We start from the raw sequence: 15504 nt of genomic DNA, 5'->3' as shown, positions 1-15504 counted from the left end.
TGGCTCCTCCGTACTGAGGGGGGGCATCCCCCGAGCAATTACGGTCTGCTCGGAGGATGCCCGGTGTGGGAGTGATTCCCTTGCGAGAACCCGGAAGGGTTACAGCGGGCGGTTGGGCAGGTAGATCTGCCAGCCCTCGTACTTGGCGTCGGTCGTGCCAGCGGGGATGCGTCGTTCCTGCTGGTCGAGCGTGTACCGGCCGACCCGCTGGATGATCGGGTCGAAGCTCGCCGGCGCGAGGTCGTTGAGCTTCAGCCCCTGGTTGGTGTACGCGGCGAACTGGCCACCGTTCAGCGGGTACAGCGGAGCGAGCGGGTGCTCCTGCCAGTAGACCGCCGCGTTGTCCTGTCGCTTGATGAGGGTTCCTGCTGCCATGTCGTCTTCTTCTTTCTGTGGTGGGGTGGTGTTGGGGTCGTCGCCGTTGAGGCGAGCGTTGATGAATGCGTACGGGTCGACAGTGACGTTGATGTCACCGTTGTTCCAGGTTCCGTCCGCGGTGTAGGTGATGGTGAGGTGCAGATGCGCGGCCCGAGACGCCGTGCCGGTGTTCCCGACGTAGCCGACGTGCTGGCCCCGCGTGATCCCCGTCCCCGGCGCATGCGGCGATCGATCACGCATGTGCGAGTATCCCGAGTACATGCCATCCGGATGGGCGATCACGAGGACGTTGCCGAGCGCGGAGTTCCAGTCGTTGTACGACACCGTCCCGGTTGCCACTGCGGGAATCGATGCGCCGGCCCCCGGTTGGTAGTCGACGCCTCGATGGGCCTGTGTACGCCCATCCGCCCAAGAGCCCCAGCCGTCTGTCGCCTGATCCGTCTGTGTGAACGGTTGCTGGTACTTCAAGACCATGAGCCCTCCTTTCTGTTGATGGAGGAAGTGTCCTCCGACATTCGAACGTGTGTTCGAGAGAGACTTTACGACCATCTCGTCAACTTGTCCAGTTCATCTTGCCGATTCATCCTGAAATTCTTTCTCCAGTGGCAGATTCGACGTCTGAATCGAGTCGAGCGTGGCGAGGTGCGGATCCTGCGCTCAGCCTGGTCAGGAAGCCATTCACGCCGGGGATCGCCATGATCCGGGCCAGTGCTGCGGCGATCGCCGCCGTCGTGGCCACGGCCGCAGCCGCCCAGGCGTAGACGTCGTCCGGGAGGAGCTCCCGGATCGCCTCCAGGAGCTGTGGCGCGATGATGCTCGCGGTCGTGATGCAGGCCACCGAGCTCAGGATCACGGCCGCGGTCGTCTGGATCACGGTGCGGATGATCCGCTGTGCTGGAAACGGGACGGGCGGTGGTGTCGGTGGTTCCGGTGATGTCCGGTGTTCGGTCATGGTGCCTCCTCAGGCGTCGTGGGTGATGGTGGACGACCTAGATGGTTTCCAGAAGTTGTCTCATCTGGCATCATTCAGGTCGGAGATGACACTATAGAGCGCAGGAGGCAGGTTTTCTGCCGTTCCCGACAGGGTTTCTGGCTACGATCGGAACGTGAACGCAGCAGAGGCGATGGTCAATCAGGCGTTGGCGGACGAACTCGTCGCCGCCTACAAGCGGCGACGGATGAATCAGCGCACCCTGGCTGAGGCGACGGGGATGAGTCCGACGACGTTGCAACGCGTGCTCGCCGGTCGCAGCGAGATCAGCGGCCCGACCTTCGTGACGCTCTGCGCGGTGACCGGCGCCGATCCGGTGCGACTCCTTGCCGACGCCCTGCAAGCCGTCGGGGGGATGAGTCGGATCGAGGCCGAACTGCAGGCGAGCGCCGACGAGCGTATGGCTCCGGTGTCGGACACCGCTGCTACGAATGACGAGCTGGATCGCAAGCGACGCCAGCGCGAGGCTGCGTCGTGGACGACGGAGCAGTTGGAGGGGGAACGTGGGGCGGCAATCACCGATCCAGAACTTGAGCAACCGGAGCCGGAAGCCCCGTGAGCGCGGGCGGGCCTACGACCCGTATGCCCACGCGGAGGAGCTCGGGCTCGCGGTGATCTTCCGGCCGCTCCGGGTCTCGCATGAGCGCTGGCTGCCGGACGCCCAGACGATCGTCATCCAGGAGTCGCTCCGGTCCGTCCACCGCCGGAACGCCCTCGCGCACGGCATCGCGCACTGCGTGCTCGGCCACGAGGACGACCGGCCGAAGCACGAGGCCCAGGCCGACCGGTTCGCCGCATCCAACCTCATCGACCTCGACGAGTTCCGGGCGATCGCGCGGTGGGCACCGGATCTCGAGCACCTCGTCGCGGAACTCGGCGTGACGACGCGCCTGGCGCGCGCGTTCGTCGCCCAGCACCTGGATCTCGCGCAGCACGCGGATCCGGCCCAGCAGGCTGAAGCCGCTCCGGGGCGCGCGCATACTGGGACGCATGACTGACGGAGCGGAGTCGCAGCCGAAGCGGGCTGGGGTCGTCGACGACGATGTCCTCGAGCGGACCATCCTCGACCTGCTGGGCAAGCGCGCCGCCACCTCGTCCATCTGTCCGTCGGACGTGGCACGAGCCGTCGGCGGCGACGACTGGCGAGCGCTGATGGACGACACCCGCCGGGTCGCCTGGCGCTTGGTCGACGAGGGCCGGGTGCGGATCACGCAGGGCGACGAGGCGGTCGACCGCGCGACGGTCCGTGGACCCATCCGGATCCGATGGGCGAAGGACGCCGTCGACGAGCAGTGAGCCCCGTGTCGCGGTGAAGGCCGGAAGACCTCGGTCCGACGCCGGTTAGGCTTGAGACATGACCATCGCCCTCATCCGTCACGGACAGACCGCCTGGAACTTCGAACGACGGCTGCAGGGCACGACGGACATCCCCCTGAACGACACCGGGCGGGAGCAGGCGGCCACGGTCGCCCCTCGGCTCACCGGCACCTGGGACGTCGTCGTCAGCTCCCCACTGGGGCGCGCACGCGAGACCGCGCAGATCATCGCCGACGCGCTCGGACTGGAGCTCGGCCCGTCTTATCCCGACGTCATCGAGCGGCACTACGGCGACGCCGAGGGCGCGACGGCGCAGATGGTCCTCGAGAACTGGCCCGACCACCAGTACCCGAACCTCGAGTCCGAGGAGTCGGTGATCGAACGCGGCGTCCGCGGCATCGACGCCATCGCCCGTGACTTCCCCGGCCAGAACGTGCTCGTGGTCAGCCACGGAACGCTCATCCGTCTCACGCTCAGCCACCTCTCGGGTACGACGGTCCCTCCGCTGGAGAACTGCTCCGTGTCGGTCATCGAGGCGACCGACACCGGTTGGTCACTCCTGGACGCCGGTACCGCTCGCACGACGCCCTCGCTGGAGACGGCGCTGTCCGGCTCCAGCGCGCAGTGAGCGGGAGCGACTCGACCGGCCGTCCGGTCCGCTCCCCGTCGGGCATCGCCTGGCTGATCGGCATCGGACTGACCGCCGGATTCCTCTCCGGCTTGTTCGGCGTCGGCGGCGGTATCCTCATCGTCCCCGCCGTCGTCTTCCTGCTCGGCTTCGGCCAGCGGCTCGCCGCGGGGACCTCACTCGCGGCGATCGTCCCGACCTCGCTCGTCGGCGTCCTCTCCTACGCGGTGAACGGGACCGTCGACTGGGTGGCGGCGATCCTCCTGGCGATCGGTGCGATCGGCGGGGCACAACTCGGCAGCTACCTCCTCTCCAAGCTCCCCAAGAAGGCGCTCCAGTGGGGCTTCATCGGCTTCCTGCTCGTCGTGGTGGTCTCGCTGTTCCTGATCGTCCCGTCCCGCACAGCCGAGATCGATCTGCACGTCGGATCGATCATCGGCCTCATCGTGCTCGGCTTCCTGACCGGCGTCCTGTCGGGACTGCTCGGCATCGGCGGTGGGGTCGTCGTCGTGCCGATGCTCATCCTGCTGTTCGGCGCGAGCGACCTCATCGCGAAGGGCACCTCGCTGCTCATGATGGCGCCGACCGCGATCTCCGGCACCATCGGCAACGTCCGGCGAGGCAACGTCGACCTGACGGCCGCAGCGATCATCGGTGTCGCCGCCTGCACGACGACCGCACTCGGCGCCATCGTCGCCTCGGTGGTGCCCCCGTTCGTCGGCAACCTGCTCTTCGCTGCCTTCCTCGTGGCCATCGCGATCCGGATGGTGTTCCAGGCGATCAAGCGCTCCTGACAGCCCGCTGCCGGTCCGTCCGTGCCCGGTCGGCGAGCCAGGGCAGCGGGTAGGCTGGAGGGCGTGTCAGTGAACCCAGAGCTCGCCGGTCGGGTCTTCCCGCCCGTCGCCCCGTACCTGGTCGGACGCGAGAAGATCCGCGAGTTCTCGCGGGCCGTCTTCGCGACGAACCCGATCAACCTCGACCCGGAGGCGGCCCGCGCCGCAGGATACGCCGACGTCGTGGCGCCGCCCACTTTCGCCGTCGTCGTCCAGGAGCACACGCTCCAGCAACTGCTCGCCGCACCCGACGCGGGTATCGACTTCAGCCGGGTGGTCCACGGCGACCAGCGTTTCGTGCACCACCGTCCGATCGTCGCCGGCGACGAGCTCACCGCGCAGCTGACCGTCACCGCGGTGAAGTCCCTGGGTGGCCACTCGATGGTGACGTGCGACTCGGTCATGACCGATGCCGCCGGCGAGCCCGTGGTCACCGCGACCTCGACGCTCGTGGTGCGAGGAGACGAAGGATGAGCGACGTGCAGCAGACCCCGACCATGCCGGCTGTCGGCGACGTCGTCGCGGAGCGGACCGTCCACCTGACGCGCGACGCCCTCGTGCGGTACGCCGGCGCCTCCGGAGACTTCAACCCCATCCACTACCGCGACGACGTCACGGCCTCCGTCGGGCTGCCGGGCGTGCTCGCCCACGGCATGCTGACGATGGGGATCGCCGCACAGCCGGTGGTCGACTGGATCGGCGACCCCGGTCGGGTGCTCGAGTATCAGGTGCGGTTCACCCGACCGGTCGTCGTCGACCCCGAGACCGGCGCCGACCTCCAGATCGTCGCCAAGGTCGGCAAGGTCGACGAGGAAGCCCGCACCGCGCGCGTCGACCTCACCGTCACCTACGCCGAGCAGACGGTGCTCGGCAAGGCGCAGCTCGTCGTCAGCTTCGCCTGACCCGGAGGACCATGAACGACGCCATCCGTCTGAGCGAGCTCACCACCCTCGGGGTGGGCGGGCCCGCCGCAGCCTTCGCGGAGTGCACGAGCGAGGCAGCGCTGATCGAGGCCGTGCTCGACGTCTGGAACACCGACCAGCCGTGGCTGTTGCTCGGCGGCGGGTCGAACCTGCTGATCGGCGACGAGCCCGTCGACGCGACCGTCATCCGGGCGGCCAACCGCGGCATCGAACGCCTCGACGCGCCGTCGGGCCGTGTCCGCCTGCGGGTGCAGGCCGGTGAGGACTGGAACGCGCTCGTCGCCTTCACCGTGGAGCACGGCTTCGCGGGCATCGAGGCGCTCTCCGGCATCCCGGGATCCTGCGGGGCGGCCCCCGTCCAGAACATCGGCGCCTACGGGCAGGAGATCGTGTCGTCGCTCGTCGCCGTCGACCTGCTCGACGAGGAGTCGCAGACCGTCGAGCGCGTTCCCGCCGCGGAGCTCGGTCTCGGGTACCGGACGTCGGTCTTGAAGCGCCACGGTGGCGGAGAGCCCGAGCGCTCCGGCGTGGTCGTGGCGATCATCATCGACCTCGACGACGTCGGCGCCGACGGCCTGGCCGCACCGATCGCCTACCAGCAGCTCGCCTTCGCGCTCGGCGTGGAGGTCGGCGAGCAGGTCCGCCTGGCCCAGGTGCGCACGACCGTGCTCGCGCTCCGGACGTCGAAGGGTATGGTGCTCGATCCCGACGACCCCGACACCGCCAGCGCCGGGTCGTTCTTCACGAACCCGATCGTGTCGGAGCACGTCGCCCGCTCGCTCCCCGGCGATGCTCCCTGGTGGCCCGTCGACCCGCCGGCCGACGACGACACCGAGTACGTCTTCCCGCTCGGCGAGGTCGTCAACCCGCCCCGTCCGGCCCCGACCGAGCGCCTCGCGAAGCTCTCGGCCGCCTGGCTGATCGAGCGGGCCGGCGTCCGTCGCGGGTTCGCACTCCCCGGATCGCACGCTGCGGTCTCCACGAAGCACACGCTCGCCCTGACGAACCGTGGCGGGGCGACCGCCACCGAGATCGCCGAGCTCGCGCGATTCGTGCAGGCGCGCGTCCACGCCGAATTCGGCGTCCTCCTGCAGCCCGAGCCCGTCGTGGTCGGCGTCACGATCTGACGCTGATGCGAGGTCCGCTCGCCCGGGGACGAGCGAGCGGACCTCGGGTCAGGATGTGAACAGGCGCTGGAGGCGCTGGACGCCCTCGAGGAGCTGGTCGTCGCCGAGCGCGTAGCTGAAGCGCAGGTAGCCGGACGGCCCGAACGCCTCGCCGGGCACTGCCGCGACCTCGGCCTGGTCGAGCATGAGGTCGGCGAGTTCGAGCGACGTCTTGGGCGTCACCCCGCCGAACGTCCGGCCGAGCAGCGCCGTGACGTCGGGGTAGACGTAGAAGGCGCCCTGCGGGGTCGGCGTCTCGAAGCCGTCGATCTTGTTGAGCTCACCGACGATGAGCTTGCGGCGGCGGTCGAACGCCTCACGCATCGCCTCAGCGGCATCCTGCGGACCGGTGAGGGCCGCGATCGCCGCGCGCTGCGCGATGTTGTTCACGTTGCCGGAGAGGTGCGACTGGAGGTTGCCGAGCGCCTTGATCGCGTCCGCCGGGCCGACGGTCCACCCGACACGCCAGCCCGTCATCGCGTATGTCTTGGCCACGCCGTTGACGAGCAGCGTCTGCTCGGCGAGCTCGGGGACCGCTTCGACGATCGACGTCGCGCGGACGCCGTCGTAGGTGAGGTTCTGATAGATCTCGTCGGTGATGACCCAGATGCCGTGCTCGAGCGCCCACTCGCCGATCGCCTTCGTCTGCTCGGGGGAGTAGACGGACCCGGTCGGGTTCGAGGGGGAGACGAACAGGAGGACCTTGGTCCGCGGGGTGCGCGCAGCCTCGAGCTGCTCGACGGTGACCTGGTAGTTCTGTGAGGCGTCGGCGAAGACGTCGACCGCGACACCGTCGGCGAGCGCGATGGCCTCGGGGTAGGTGGTCCAGAAGGGGGTCGGCACGATGACCTCGTCGCCCGGGTTCAGCAGGACCTGGAACGCCTCGTACACCGACTGCTTGCCGCCGTTGGTGACGATGACGCGGCTCGGGTCGACCTCGAGACCGGAGTCGCGGAGCGTCTTCTCCGCGATGGCGGCGCGGAGGTCCGGCAGGCCGGCCGCTGGGGTGTACCGGTGCGCCTTCGGGTCGCGGGCGGCGACGAGCGCCGCTTCGACGATGTGCCCGGGCGTCGGGAAGTCCGGCTCGCCCGCCGCGTAGGAGATCACGGGTCGGCCTTGCGCCTGCAGCGCCTTCGCCTTCGCGTCCACCTTCAGCGTGGCGGACTCGGCGATCGCTGAGATCTTCGTGGACAGGCGGGGCGTGGGAGTCGATTCAGGCACGAGTCCGAGCGTACCGAACCCGGCATCGAGAGGACAGTGTGTGTCCGACGTCGCGTGCAGCGAGGTGAGGCACGTCGTCGCCCGGTCCGCCGGGGAACGACGACGTGCCTCACCTCGGTCCTCATGCGGGGTCGACGAGGTACCGCGTGTACGCCGGGACGGTGAGGAAGGTCGGGAACTCGTCCCTGAGCGCGACCTCGCGGAACAGCTCGGCGGCGTCGTCGAAGCGGTCGTCCGCGGTGCGGGGGAGCGAGGCGAGGAGCTCGTCGAGGAGGTCCTCGACCCGCTCACGGGTGATCGGACGGCCGTCGTCGGTCGCGACGTCCTGGTGGATCCACTGCCAGACCTGCGATCGACTGATCTCCGCCGTGGCCGCATCCTCCATCAGTCCGTCGATGGCCGCGGCGCCGATCCCCCGGAGCCAGGAGTCGAGGTAGCGGACGGCGATCGACACGTTGTCACGGAGACCGGCGTCCGTGACCGCCCGACCGATGCGCACGTCGAGGAGCTGTGACGGTGTCACCGACACGTCCTCCCGCAGTCGGTCGAGCTGGTTCGGACGATCGCCGAGGACCGCGTCGAACTCGGCCCTGGCGGTCTCGATGAGGTCCGGGTGCGCCACCCAGGTCCCATCGAAGCCGTCACCCGCCTCGCGGCGCTTGTCGGCTGAGACCTTCTCGATGGCGCGCGCCGTCGCCTCCGGATCGCGCCGGTTCGGGATGAACGCGGACATCCCGCCGATCGCGTGCGCACCGCGGCGGTGGCACGTCTGCACGAGGAGTTCCGTGTAGGCGCGCATGAACGGCACCGTCATCGTCACCTCGCTGCGGTCGGGCAGGACGAACCGGGCACCGCGCCCCCGGTAGTTCTTGATGATCGAGAAGATGTAGTCCCACCGGCCGGCGTTGAGACCGGCGCAGTGGTCGCGGAGCGCGTACAGGATCTCGTCCATCTCGAACGCCGCCGGGAGCGTCTCGATGAGCACGGTGGCGCGGATCGTGCCGTGGTCGAGACCCAGGCGTTCCTCGGTGAACGTGAAGACGTCGTCCCAGAGCTGCGCCTCCTCGCTCGACTCCAACTTCGGGAGGTAGAAGTACGGCCCGCGGCCGGCGTCGATGAGCGGTCGGGCGTTGTGGAAGACGTAGAGGCCGTAGTCGACGAGGCTCCCGGAGGCGGCCATCGCCGCCCCGGAGCGGTCGATGAACCGCAGGTGCTTCTCCACGAGGTGCCAGCCGCGCGGTCGCATGACGATCGTCGGCGTCTCCGTCGCGGTGACGCGGTACACCTTCCCCGCCTCGTTCGTGAACGTCAGCTCACCGCGGACGGCGTCGCGCAGCGAGAGCTGACCACCGATGACGTTGGCCCACGCCGGGCTCGTCGCGTCCTCCTGGTCGGCGAGCCAGACGTTCGCACCGGAGTTGAGGGCGTTGATCGTCATCTTCGGGTCCGTGGGGCCGGTGATCTCGACCCGGCGGTCCTCGAGACCGGGCCCGGCGCCGGCGACGCGCCAGGAGCGGTCCTCCCGGATCGCCGCGGTGTCGTCGCGGAACCGCGGGTCGCGGCCGTTCCCGATCTCGAAGCGTCGGCGCATGCGCTCGGCGAGGCGGTCGTGCCGCGCACCCGCGAACCGCTGGTGCAGGTCCGCGAGGAAGGCAAGGGCGTCCGAGGTGAGGATCTCGTCGTACCGGTCACCGAGGCGACCGACGACCTCGATGGCGGGGCCGGTGCGCTGCGTGGGCACCGGCGCGGTGGTGGGTGTGGACGGGGAAGCGAGCATGGTGTTCATGGGGTGACTCCGTTTCGGATGGTCGTGCGTCGGATGGCCCTTCGAGCGGTCCCTGAGCTTGTCGAAGGGCGGGGCTGGTGTGGATCAGTGGAACTGTTGTTCCTCGGTCGACCCGGCGAGGGCGAGGGTGGCGCTGCCGGGGTTGAGGGCGGTCGCGACCAGGTCGAAGTAGCCGGTACCGACTTCCCGCTGGTGCTTGGTGGCGGTGTAGCCGCTGGCCTCTGCGGCGAACTCGGCTTCCTGGAGGTCGACGTAGGCGCTCATCGCCCGCTCCCGGTAGTCGCTCGCCAGGGTGAACATCGAGTGGTTCAACGCGTGGAAGCCGGCGAGGGTGATGAACTGGAATGCGTATCCCATGGCGGCGAGCTCACGCTGGAAGGACGCGATCTGCGCATCGTCGAGGTGCGACTTCCAGTTGAACGACGGCGAGCAGTTGTAGGCGAGCAGCTTGCCCGGGAACCGCTCGTGGACGGCCTCGGCGAACCGCCGGGCGAGGTCCAGGTCGGGTTCCGCCGACTCGACCCAGAGCAGGTCGGCGTACTCCGCGTAGGCGAGGCCGCGAGCGAGCACCGGACCGATGCCGTTCTCCACCTCGTAGAAGCCCTCCGGGGTCCGGTTCCCGTTCAGGAACGGCAGATCGCGCTCGTCGATGTCGCTCGTGAGGAGGGTGGCGGCCAGCGCATCGGTGCGGGCGATGACGATGGTCGGGACGCCGGCGACGTCCGCCGCCAGCCGGGCCGCATTGAGGGTCCGGATGTGCTGGCTCGTCGGCACCAGCACTTTGCCGCCCATGTGGCCGCACTTCTTCTCAGCCGCGAGCTGGTCCTCCCAGTGGACGCCCGCGGCGCCGGCCTGGATCATGCCGGCCATGAGTTCGTAGGCGTTCAGCGGTCCACCGAAGCCGGCTTCGGCGTCGGCGACGATCGGCGCGAGCCAGTCGATCGCCTCGGGTCCCGGCGTCTCCCCGACGGCTCGCTCGGCGAAGTCGATCTGTTCGGCCCGGAGCAGCGCGTTGTTGATCCGCCGGACGACCGCCGGAACCGAGTTGGCCGGGTAGAGGCTCTGATCGGGGTAGGTCTGCCCGGAGAGGTTCGCGTCGGCGGCGACCTGCCAGCCGGAGAGGTAAATCGCCTGCAGGCCCGCCCGGACCTGCTGCACGGCCTGGTTGCCGGTCAGCGCGCCGAGGGCAGGCACCCACTCCTCGGTGTGGAGGAGGTTCCACAAGCGCTCCGCCCCCCGGCGGGCGAGCGTCGGCTCCTCCCGGACACCGCCGCGCAGGCGGACGACGTCCTCGGCGGTGTAGTCGCGGCGTACCCCGTCCCAGCGCGGGTCGGTGTCCCACTCGCGCTGCAGCTCCTCGGCCGTCTGCGTCTGGTCGCCGGCGCGGAGGGGCATGCGGTGGTCGGTCGGTCGGGTGGCTTCATTGCTCACGATGACTCCTGTGGTGTCGAGGTCGGTGGGGCGGGTCGTGCTGTGGGAACGATCCTGCGCTCGCCGCAACCCCGACGGACGTCATCCGTGGACAGAAGAACGGCCGACCTTCTGTTTGCCGGAACAACCGGCGCGTGTGAGCATGATCACCATGACCAGCACCGCCGCTGCTCCACCCGTCTCCGCCACCGCTGGTGACGGACCTGCTCCGCACGCGGACGCCCTCGTCCTCGGTCGCCGGATCCGCGATGCCCGATCCCGCGCGGGTCTCACCCTCGACGAACTCGCACAGGCGATCGACCGCGCACCGTCGCAGGCGTCGGCGATCGAGAACGGGCATCGGGAGCCGAGCCTGTCGATGCTCCGCGTCATCGCCGCGGCCCTCGGCACCACCGTCGACGACCTCCTCCGTGACGAACCGCCGAGCGACCGGGCCGCGCTCGAGATCGCCGTCGAGCGTGCCCAGCGGGGGCCCGTCTTCTCCGCCCTCGGGATCGCGCCCATCCGCGTCTCGAAAGGGACAGCGGACGAGACGCTGCGCACCGTGCTGGCGCTGCACGACGAGGTCGCCCGCCTGCATCGGGAGCGAGCGGCGACACCCGAGGAGGCGCGCCGGGCCAACGCGGTCCTCCGGGCGGACATGCGCGCGGCCGACAACCACTTCCCCGAGCTCGAGGCCGTCGCGAAAGGACTGCTCGACGCCGTCGGCTACACCGGAGGGCCGGTCTCGCACCAGACGGTCGCGGAGATGGCACAGCACCTCGGGTTCTCGCTCCACTACGTCGGCGACCTGCCGCACTCGACGCGCTCGGTCACCGACCGGCGCAACGGTCGGATCTACCTGCCGACCGAACCCTCGATGTCCCGTGATTCGCGTTCCCCCATCCTCCAGGCGTTCGCCAGTCACCTGTGCGGACACGAGGAGCCGGGAAACTACGCGGACTTTCTGCGCCAGCGCGTCGAGACCAACTACCTGACGGCGGCCATCCTGCTGCCCGAGCGTGACGCCGTGCGCGTCCTCGGTGAGGCGAAACAGCTCCGGCGCATCTCGATGGAGGACCTGCGCGACGCGTTCGCTGTGTCGTACGAGACCGCCGCGCACCGCTTCACCAACCTCGCGACGAGGCACCTCGGGCTGCCGGTGCACTTCATGAAAGTGCACGAGTCGGGGACGATCATCAAGGCGTACGAGAACGACGGGGTGACGTTCCCGTCCGACGTCCTCGGAGCAGTGGAGGGCTCGCTCGTCTGCCGCAACTGGACGGCCAGGACCGTCTTCGACGTCGAGGACCGCTTCAGCCCCTGGTATCAGTACACCGACATGGACACCGGCACCTTCTGGTGCACCTCGCGGATCGAGAAGGCCAAGGAGGGCGAGTACTCGGTCAGCGTCGGCGTCCCGTTCGCGCACGTGAAGTGGTTCCGCGGACGCGAGACGCCGCATCGGTCGACCTCGAACTGCCCCGACGAGCGATGCTGTCGTCGGGCGTCGCCGGCGCTCGCCGAACGGTGGGAGGGGAAGGCCTGGCCGGCGGCGCGGACGCCGACGAGTCTGCTGGCCGCGCTGCCGACCGGATCCTTCCCGGGGGTCGACTCCGTCGAGGTGTACGAGTTCCTCGAGTCGCACGCGCCGCGGGCGGACTGAGGTGAGGCAGCTCGTCGCGCGACGAGGTGTCGAGCGACGAGGTGCCTCACCTCAGCGTGATCAGCTCGCGAGGCGCGGGTAGTCCGTGTAGCCCTCGGCGCCCGGGCCGTAGAAGGTGGCCGGGTTCGGGGTGTTCTCCTCGTGCTCGCCCGCCCAACGCTCGACGAGGTCGGGGTTCGCGATGGCGAGACGCCCGACGGCGACGGCGTCGGCATGCGCGTGCTCGACGAGGGCGATCGCCTCGTCGCGCGTCGTGACGGTGCCGAAGCCGCTGTTGACGATGAGCTTGCCGCCGAAGTGACCACGCAGGTCCTGGACGAGCGCGCCGGCCGGGTCCTCGTGGAGGATGCTGACGTAGGCGAGGCCGAGCGGTGCCAGGGCGTCGAGCAATGCCTCGTAGGTCGCGCGGACGTCGGCCTCGTCGGTCTCCGCTGTGTCACCGGCGCCGTTCATCGGGGAGATGCGGATGCCGACGCGCGCTGCACCGACCGCCGCGGCGACGGCGCTGACGACCTCGGCGACGTACGACGCGCGGGCCTCCGGGCTGCCTCCGGCGCGGTCGTCGCGCACGTTGGAGACGGGGGAGAGGAACTGGTGCAGCAGGTAGCCGTTCGCGGCGTGGAGTTCGACGCCGTCGAGGCCTGCCTCGATCGCGTTGCGGGCGGCCTGGACGAACTCCTCGCGGACCGTGTCGAGCTCCTCGGTGCTCAGCGCGTGCGGGACGGGGTACGGCTGGGCGCCCGCCGGCGTCCGGACCTCGCCGGCGATGGCGATCGCGCTCGGCGCGACGATGCGGTCGGTGCCCGTGATGTCGGTGTGCGAGACGCGGCCGCCGTTCATGAGCTGCATGACGATGAGCCCGCCCGCTCCGTGCACGGCCTTCGCGACGCCACGCCAACCCTCGACCTGCTCGGGGGTGACGATGCCGGGCTGGCCCGGGTAGGAGCGCGACTCGGCGCTCGGGTAGGTGCCCTCCGTGATGATGAGCCCGAGTCCTGCGCGCTGGCTGTAGTGCTCGGCGACGAGGTCGCCGGGGACGCCGTCGGCTCCGGACCGCATGCGGGTGAGCGGGGCCATGACGACGCGGTTGGCGAGTTCGAGGTCGCCGAGTCGGACGGGCGCGAAGAGATCCATACGGGTGATGCCTTTCGTGGGGGATGCGGCTCGCGGAGGACGCGGCCTCCGGACGCAACCCGGCTGCGGCCGTCGATATTCCGATGATGCTTCTGGACCTTGTGCATCTGGAATACTTCTTGCTAGGCTCACGGTGTGGTCGTCGGGCTCTGTCCCCGCAGCTCGCGACGAGCACGACCCGGTGTCGACGAATCCGAGGGGGAGGCGTCGGCACCGGGAACCCTGCCAGGATACGAAGATGCCCGCCCCCAGATTCGGCCTCGTCTCCGATCTCCGTCGCCCGGAGTCCGGTGAACGCGCCGAGCGCGTCACCTTCGTCGAGTTGTTCTTCGACCTCGTCTTCGTCTTCGCGCTCACCCAGCTGAGCAAGCTCATCGCCGACGACCAGAGCGTCACCGCCGCGCTCGAGTCGATCGTCCTCATCCTGGCGCTCTGGTGGTCCTGGGTGTCCACGAGCTGGGTGACGAACTGGCTCGACCCGGAACGGCTCGCGGTGCGACTCGCGCTCATCGGCTTCGGCCTGTTGGCGTTCGTCGCGGCGGTGTCGGTGTCGGCGTCGTTCACCGACCGCGCGCTGGCGTTCGCCGTCGCCTACGTCGTGCTCCAGCTCATCCGGACGCTGTTCATGGTCGTGGCGACCTGGCGGCACGACCGCGACGTGGCCCTGAGCTTCGCACGCGTCCTCGTCTGGACCGCGTTCGCCGCGGTCTTCTGGATCGCCGGCGCGCTGGTGCCGACCGACTGGCAACTGGCGTTCTGGATCTGCGCCGTCGCCATCGAGTACGGCGGCGGGGCCCTCGGATTCCGGTTGCCGGGTGTGCGGACCTCGGAGGTCGAGAGCTGGGAGCTCTCCGGTGCGCACCTCTCGGAGCGGGCGTCGCTCTTCATCATCATCGCGATCGGCGAATCGCTGCTCGTCACCGGGTTCGCGTTCGTCGAGCTCGAGACGTCGGTCGCCGCCGTCGTCGGGATGCTGAGTGCCTTCGTCTCCGCGGTCGCGCTGTGGTGGTTGTACTTCCACCGCACGGAGGCGGCGGGACGCCGAGCGGTCGAGGCCGCCGAGGAGGAGGCCGACCGCGCCGACGGTGACGAGGGTCGTCCCGGTCGACGGGGACCGGGACGTCTCGGACGCATCGCGCGCGACGGATACAGCTACGCCCACGTCGTGATCGTCGCCGGGATCGTGCTCGTCTCGGTGGGGGACAAGGAGATCCTCGACCGACCGGCCGACGCCGTCGAACTCGCCGGGGGCGTCGTGATCCTCGGCGGCCCGGTCCTCTACCTCCTCGGGCTGTCGCTGTTCCGGTTCGTCGTCGACCGTGCCGTTCCACTCGCGCCGGTCATCGGCCTCGCGATGCTCGCTGGCTGCGCGGTCGCCGCGTTCCTCGTGCCGCAGCTCGGGGAACTCGTCCTCGGGTGTCTCTGCACGCTGGTGCTCGTCCTCGCCGCGATCGCCGACACGGTCCTCCCGGACCGGCGGGTCACTGCGGAGCGTCACCAGGCTTGATCTGGGCGCCCTCGCGGTGCGGCCCCGTGTCGTAGCGGGCACCGCCCCGGTCGCTCGGCTGCGCCGCGAGCCAGATGAAGAAGAACCAGCCGAAGATCGGGACCAGGTTGATGAGCTGCCACCAGCCGCTGTGGTCCGTGTCGTGCATGCGACGGGCGTTCAGTGACAGCCCCGGGATGATCGTCGCAAGGCCCCAGATCCCGGACAGGACGCTCTGGACACCCCATGCGGGTCCTTCGGTGACCTGACCCTCCCAGAAACCGGCCGTCACCCCGGTCGCGACGTCGACACCGCGTCCGATCACCAGGAGCGCGGTGACGATGACCGCGTGGACGACCACCCACCACCAGAACTCGCTCCGGCTGGCCCGCCCGGTGAAGATCGGATACCGCTTCCAGAAGCGGAGGAACGCCTGGATCGGGCCGGCGCCCGGGAGCGGGCTGTCATCCGCGAAGCGGGCCGGGATCCGGCGATCGTCCTTGCGGTCCGTCGCCGCCGCATTCGCGGTGACTGCGTGTTCGTCTGCGCTGCTCATCGGTCCCCC

17 protein-coding genes are annotated in these 15504 nt (G+C 69.6%); 10 read left to right on the top strand and 7 right to left on the bottom strand.

What is annotated here, in order from left to right:
• Positions 1-99: 99 nt before the first annotated feature.
• Both EAO79_RS00410 and EAO79_RS00405 read right to left on the bottom strand, forming a co-directional pair.
• The gene (locus EAO79_RS00410; protein WP_164486853.1) at positions 100-852 is read right to left on the bottom strand and encodes a M23 family metallopeptidase; all 753 of its coding nucleotides are present in this window, start codon (positions 850-852) and stop codon (positions 100-102) included.
• A 106-nt stretch (positions 853-958) separates the two neighbouring features.
• The gene (locus EAO79_RS00405) at positions 959-1330 is read right to left on the bottom strand and encodes a hypothetical protein (RefSeq protein ID WP_206428260.1); all 372 of its coding nucleotides are present in this window, start codon (positions 1328-1330) and stop codon (positions 959-961) included.
• Between the two features lie 154 nt (positions 1331-1484).
• Here EAO79_RS00405 and EAO79_RS00400 point away from each other — a divergent pair, with 154 nt between their 5' ends.
• The 8 genes from EAO79_RS00400 (at position 1485) to EAO79_RS00365 (ending at position 6197) form a co-directional block, all read left to right on the top strand.
• A complete protein-coding gene (locus tag EAO79_RS00400) occupies positions 1485-1928 on the top strand; it encodes a helix-turn-helix domain-containing protein (RefSeq protein WP_124767365.1) in 444 nt (147 codons plus the stop codon).
• Entirely contained in the window at positions 1900-2367 is a 468-nt protein-coding gene (locus EAO79_RS00395; protein WP_164486851.1) for an ImmA/IrrE family metallo-endopeptidase, read from the top strand. Before EAO79_RS00400 ends, EAO79_RS00395 begins: the two co-directional genes overlap by 29 nt.
• On the top strand, positions 2360-2665 hold the full coding sequence (locus EAO79_RS00390) for a DUF3253 domain-containing protein (protein WP_124767363.1): 306 nt from the start codon (positions 2360-2362) through the stop codon (positions 2663-2665). The genes EAO79_RS00395 and EAO79_RS00390 overlap by 8 nt, the downstream gene beginning before the upstream one ends.
• Before the next feature lie 58 nt (positions 2666-2723).
• Positions 2724-3314 (top strand): histidine phosphatase family protein, encoded by a 591-nt coding sequence (locus tag EAO79_RS00385; protein WP_124767362.1) that lies wholly within the window; start codon positions 2724-2726, stop codon positions 3312-3314.
• Entirely contained in the window at positions 3311-4108 is a 798-nt protein-coding gene (locus tag EAO79_RS00380; RefSeq protein ID WP_124767361.1) for a sulfite exporter TauE/SafE family protein, read from the top strand. Before EAO79_RS00385 ends, EAO79_RS00380 begins: the two co-directional genes overlap by 4 nt.
• Before the next feature lie 63 nt (positions 4109-4171).
• Positions 4172-4621: a MaoC family dehydratase N-terminal domain-containing protein gene (locus tag EAO79_RS00375; RefSeq protein ID WP_079706694.1), complete on the top strand. Its 450-nt coding sequence runs from the start codon at positions 4172-4174 to the stop codon at positions 4619-4621.
• Positions 4618-5049, top strand: a complete 432-nt coding sequence (locus tag EAO79_RS00370) for a MaoC family dehydratase (RefSeq protein ID WP_241160942.1) — start codon at positions 4618-4620, stop codon at positions 5047-5049. The genes EAO79_RS00375 and EAO79_RS00370 overlap by 4 nt, the downstream gene beginning before the upstream one ends.
• 11 nt (positions 5050-5060) lie before the next feature.
• Complete coding sequence (locus EAO79_RS00365; protein WP_124767360.1) at positions 5061-6197, top strand: UDP-N-acetylmuramate dehydrogenase; 1137 nt, start codon at positions 5061-5063, stop codon at positions 6195-6197.
• Positions 6198-6245: 48 nt separating this feature from the next.
• Here the strand turns inward: EAO79_RS00365 and EAO79_RS00360 are convergent, their stop codons facing one another.
• The 3 genes from EAO79_RS00360 to aceA form a co-directional block, all read right to left on the bottom strand.
• Entirely contained in the window at positions 6246-7457 is a 1212-nt protein-coding gene (locus EAO79_RS00360) for a pyridoxal phosphate-dependent aminotransferase (RefSeq protein WP_124767359.1), read from the bottom strand.
• Between the two features lie 121 nt (positions 7458-7578).
• Complete coding sequence (gene aceB / locus EAO79_RS00355) at positions 7579-9234, bottom strand: malate synthase A (protein ID WP_124770007.1); 1656 nt, start codon at positions 9232-9234, stop codon at positions 7579-7581.
• 93 nt (positions 9235-9327) lie between these two features.
• The gene (gene aceA / locus EAO79_RS00350) at positions 9328-10638 is read right to left on the bottom strand and encodes an isocitrate lyase (protein WP_124770006.1); all 1311 of its coding nucleotides are present in this window, start codon (positions 10636-10638) and stop codon (positions 9328-9330) included.
• Positions 10639-10825: 187 nt separating this feature from the next.
• Here aceA and EAO79_RS00345 point away from each other — a divergent pair, with 187 nt between their 5' ends.
• On the top strand, positions 10826-12319 hold the full coding sequence (locus EAO79_RS00345; protein WP_124767358.1) for a helix-turn-helix transcriptional regulator: 1494 nt from the start codon (positions 10826-10828) through the stop codon (positions 12317-12319).
• A gap of 60 nt (positions 12320-12379) precedes the next feature.
• On the opposite strand, the gene EAO79_RS00340 is transcribed toward EAO79_RS00345, so the two are convergent.
• Entirely contained in the window at positions 12380-13453 is a 1074-nt protein-coding gene (locus EAO79_RS00340) for an alkene reductase (protein ID WP_124767357.1), read from the bottom strand.
• 238 nt (positions 13454-13691) lie between these two features.
• On the opposite strand from EAO79_RS00340, the gene EAO79_RS00335 reads away from it, so the two are divergent.
• Positions 13692-14960: a low temperature requirement protein A gene (locus EAO79_RS00335; RefSeq protein ID WP_164486849.1), complete on the top strand. Its 1269-nt coding sequence runs from the start codon at positions 13692-13694 to the stop codon at positions 14958-14960.
• Here EAO79_RS00335 and EAO79_RS00330 read toward each other — a convergent pair.
• Complete coding sequence (locus EAO79_RS00330; protein ID WP_124767355.1) at positions 14935-15495, bottom strand: DUF805 domain-containing protein; 561 nt, start codon at positions 15493-15495, stop codon at positions 14935-14937. The two genes, EAO79_RS00335 and EAO79_RS00330, sit on opposite strands and share 26 nt — an antisense overlap.
• Positions 15496-15504 lie beyond the last annotated feature (9 nt).

Source organism: Plantibacter sp. PA-3-X8, from assembly GCF_003856975.1.
GTDB classification, from domain to species: Bacteria; Actinomycetota; Actinomycetes; order Actinomycetales; family Microbacteriaceae; genus Plantibacter; species Plantibacter auratus.
The sequence above is the reverse complement of the archived record's forward strand: the minus strand, read 5'-3'. Positions and strand labels throughout refer to the sequence as shown.

What these genes read in the sequence shown, in the direction of transcription:
- EAO79_RS00365 (WP_124767360.1), top strand. Translation starts at nt 5,061, where the DNA reads ATGAACGACGCCATCCGTCTGAGCGAGCTCACCACCCTCGGGGTGGGC.
- EAO79_RS00385 (WP_124767362.1), top strand. Translation starts at nt 2,724, where the DNA reads ATGACCATCGCCCTCATCCGTCACGGACAGACCGCCTGGAACTTCGAA.
- EAO79_RS00330 (WP_124767355.1), bottom strand. Translation starts at nt 15,495, where the DNA reads ATGAGCAGCGCAGACGAACACGCAGTCACCGCGAATGCGGCGGCGACG.
- EAO79_RS00410 (WP_164486853.1), bottom strand. Translation starts at nt 852, where the DNA reads ATGGTCTTGAAGTACCAGCAACCGTTCACACAGACGGATCAGGCGACA.
- aceB (WP_124770007.1), bottom strand. Translation starts at nt 9,234, where the DNA reads ATGCTCGCTTCCCCGTCCACACCCACCACCGCGCCGGTGCCCACGCAG.
- aceA (WP_124770006.1), bottom strand. Translation starts at nt 10,638, where the DNA reads ATGCCCCTCCGCGCCGGCGACCAGACGCAGACGGCCGAGGAGCTGCAG.
- EAO79_RS00340 (WP_124767357.1), bottom strand. Translation starts at nt 13,453, where the DNA reads ATGGATCTCTTCGCGCCCGTCCGACTCGGCGACCTCGAACTCGCCAAC.
- EAO79_RS00405 (WP_206428260.1), bottom strand. Translation starts at nt 1,330, where the DNA reads ATGACCGAACACCGGACATCACCGGAACCACCGACACCACCGCCCGTC.
- EAO79_RS00370 (WP_241160942.1), top strand. Translation starts at nt 4,618, where the DNA reads ATGAGCGACGTGCAGCAGACCCCGACCATGCCGGCTGTCGGCGACGTC.
- EAO79_RS00345 (WP_124767358.1), top strand. Translation starts at nt 10,826, where the DNA reads ATGACCAGCACCGCCGCTGCTCCACCCGTCTCCGCCACCGCTGGTGAC.
- EAO79_RS00335 (WP_164486849.1), top strand. Translation starts at nt 13,692, where the DNA reads ATGCCCGCCCCCAGATTCGGCCTCGTCTCCGATCTCCGTCGCCCGGAG.
- EAO79_RS00390 (WP_124767363.1), top strand. Translation starts at nt 2,360, where the DNA reads ATGACTGACGGAGCGGAGTCGCAGCCGAAGCGGGCTGGGGTCGTCGAC.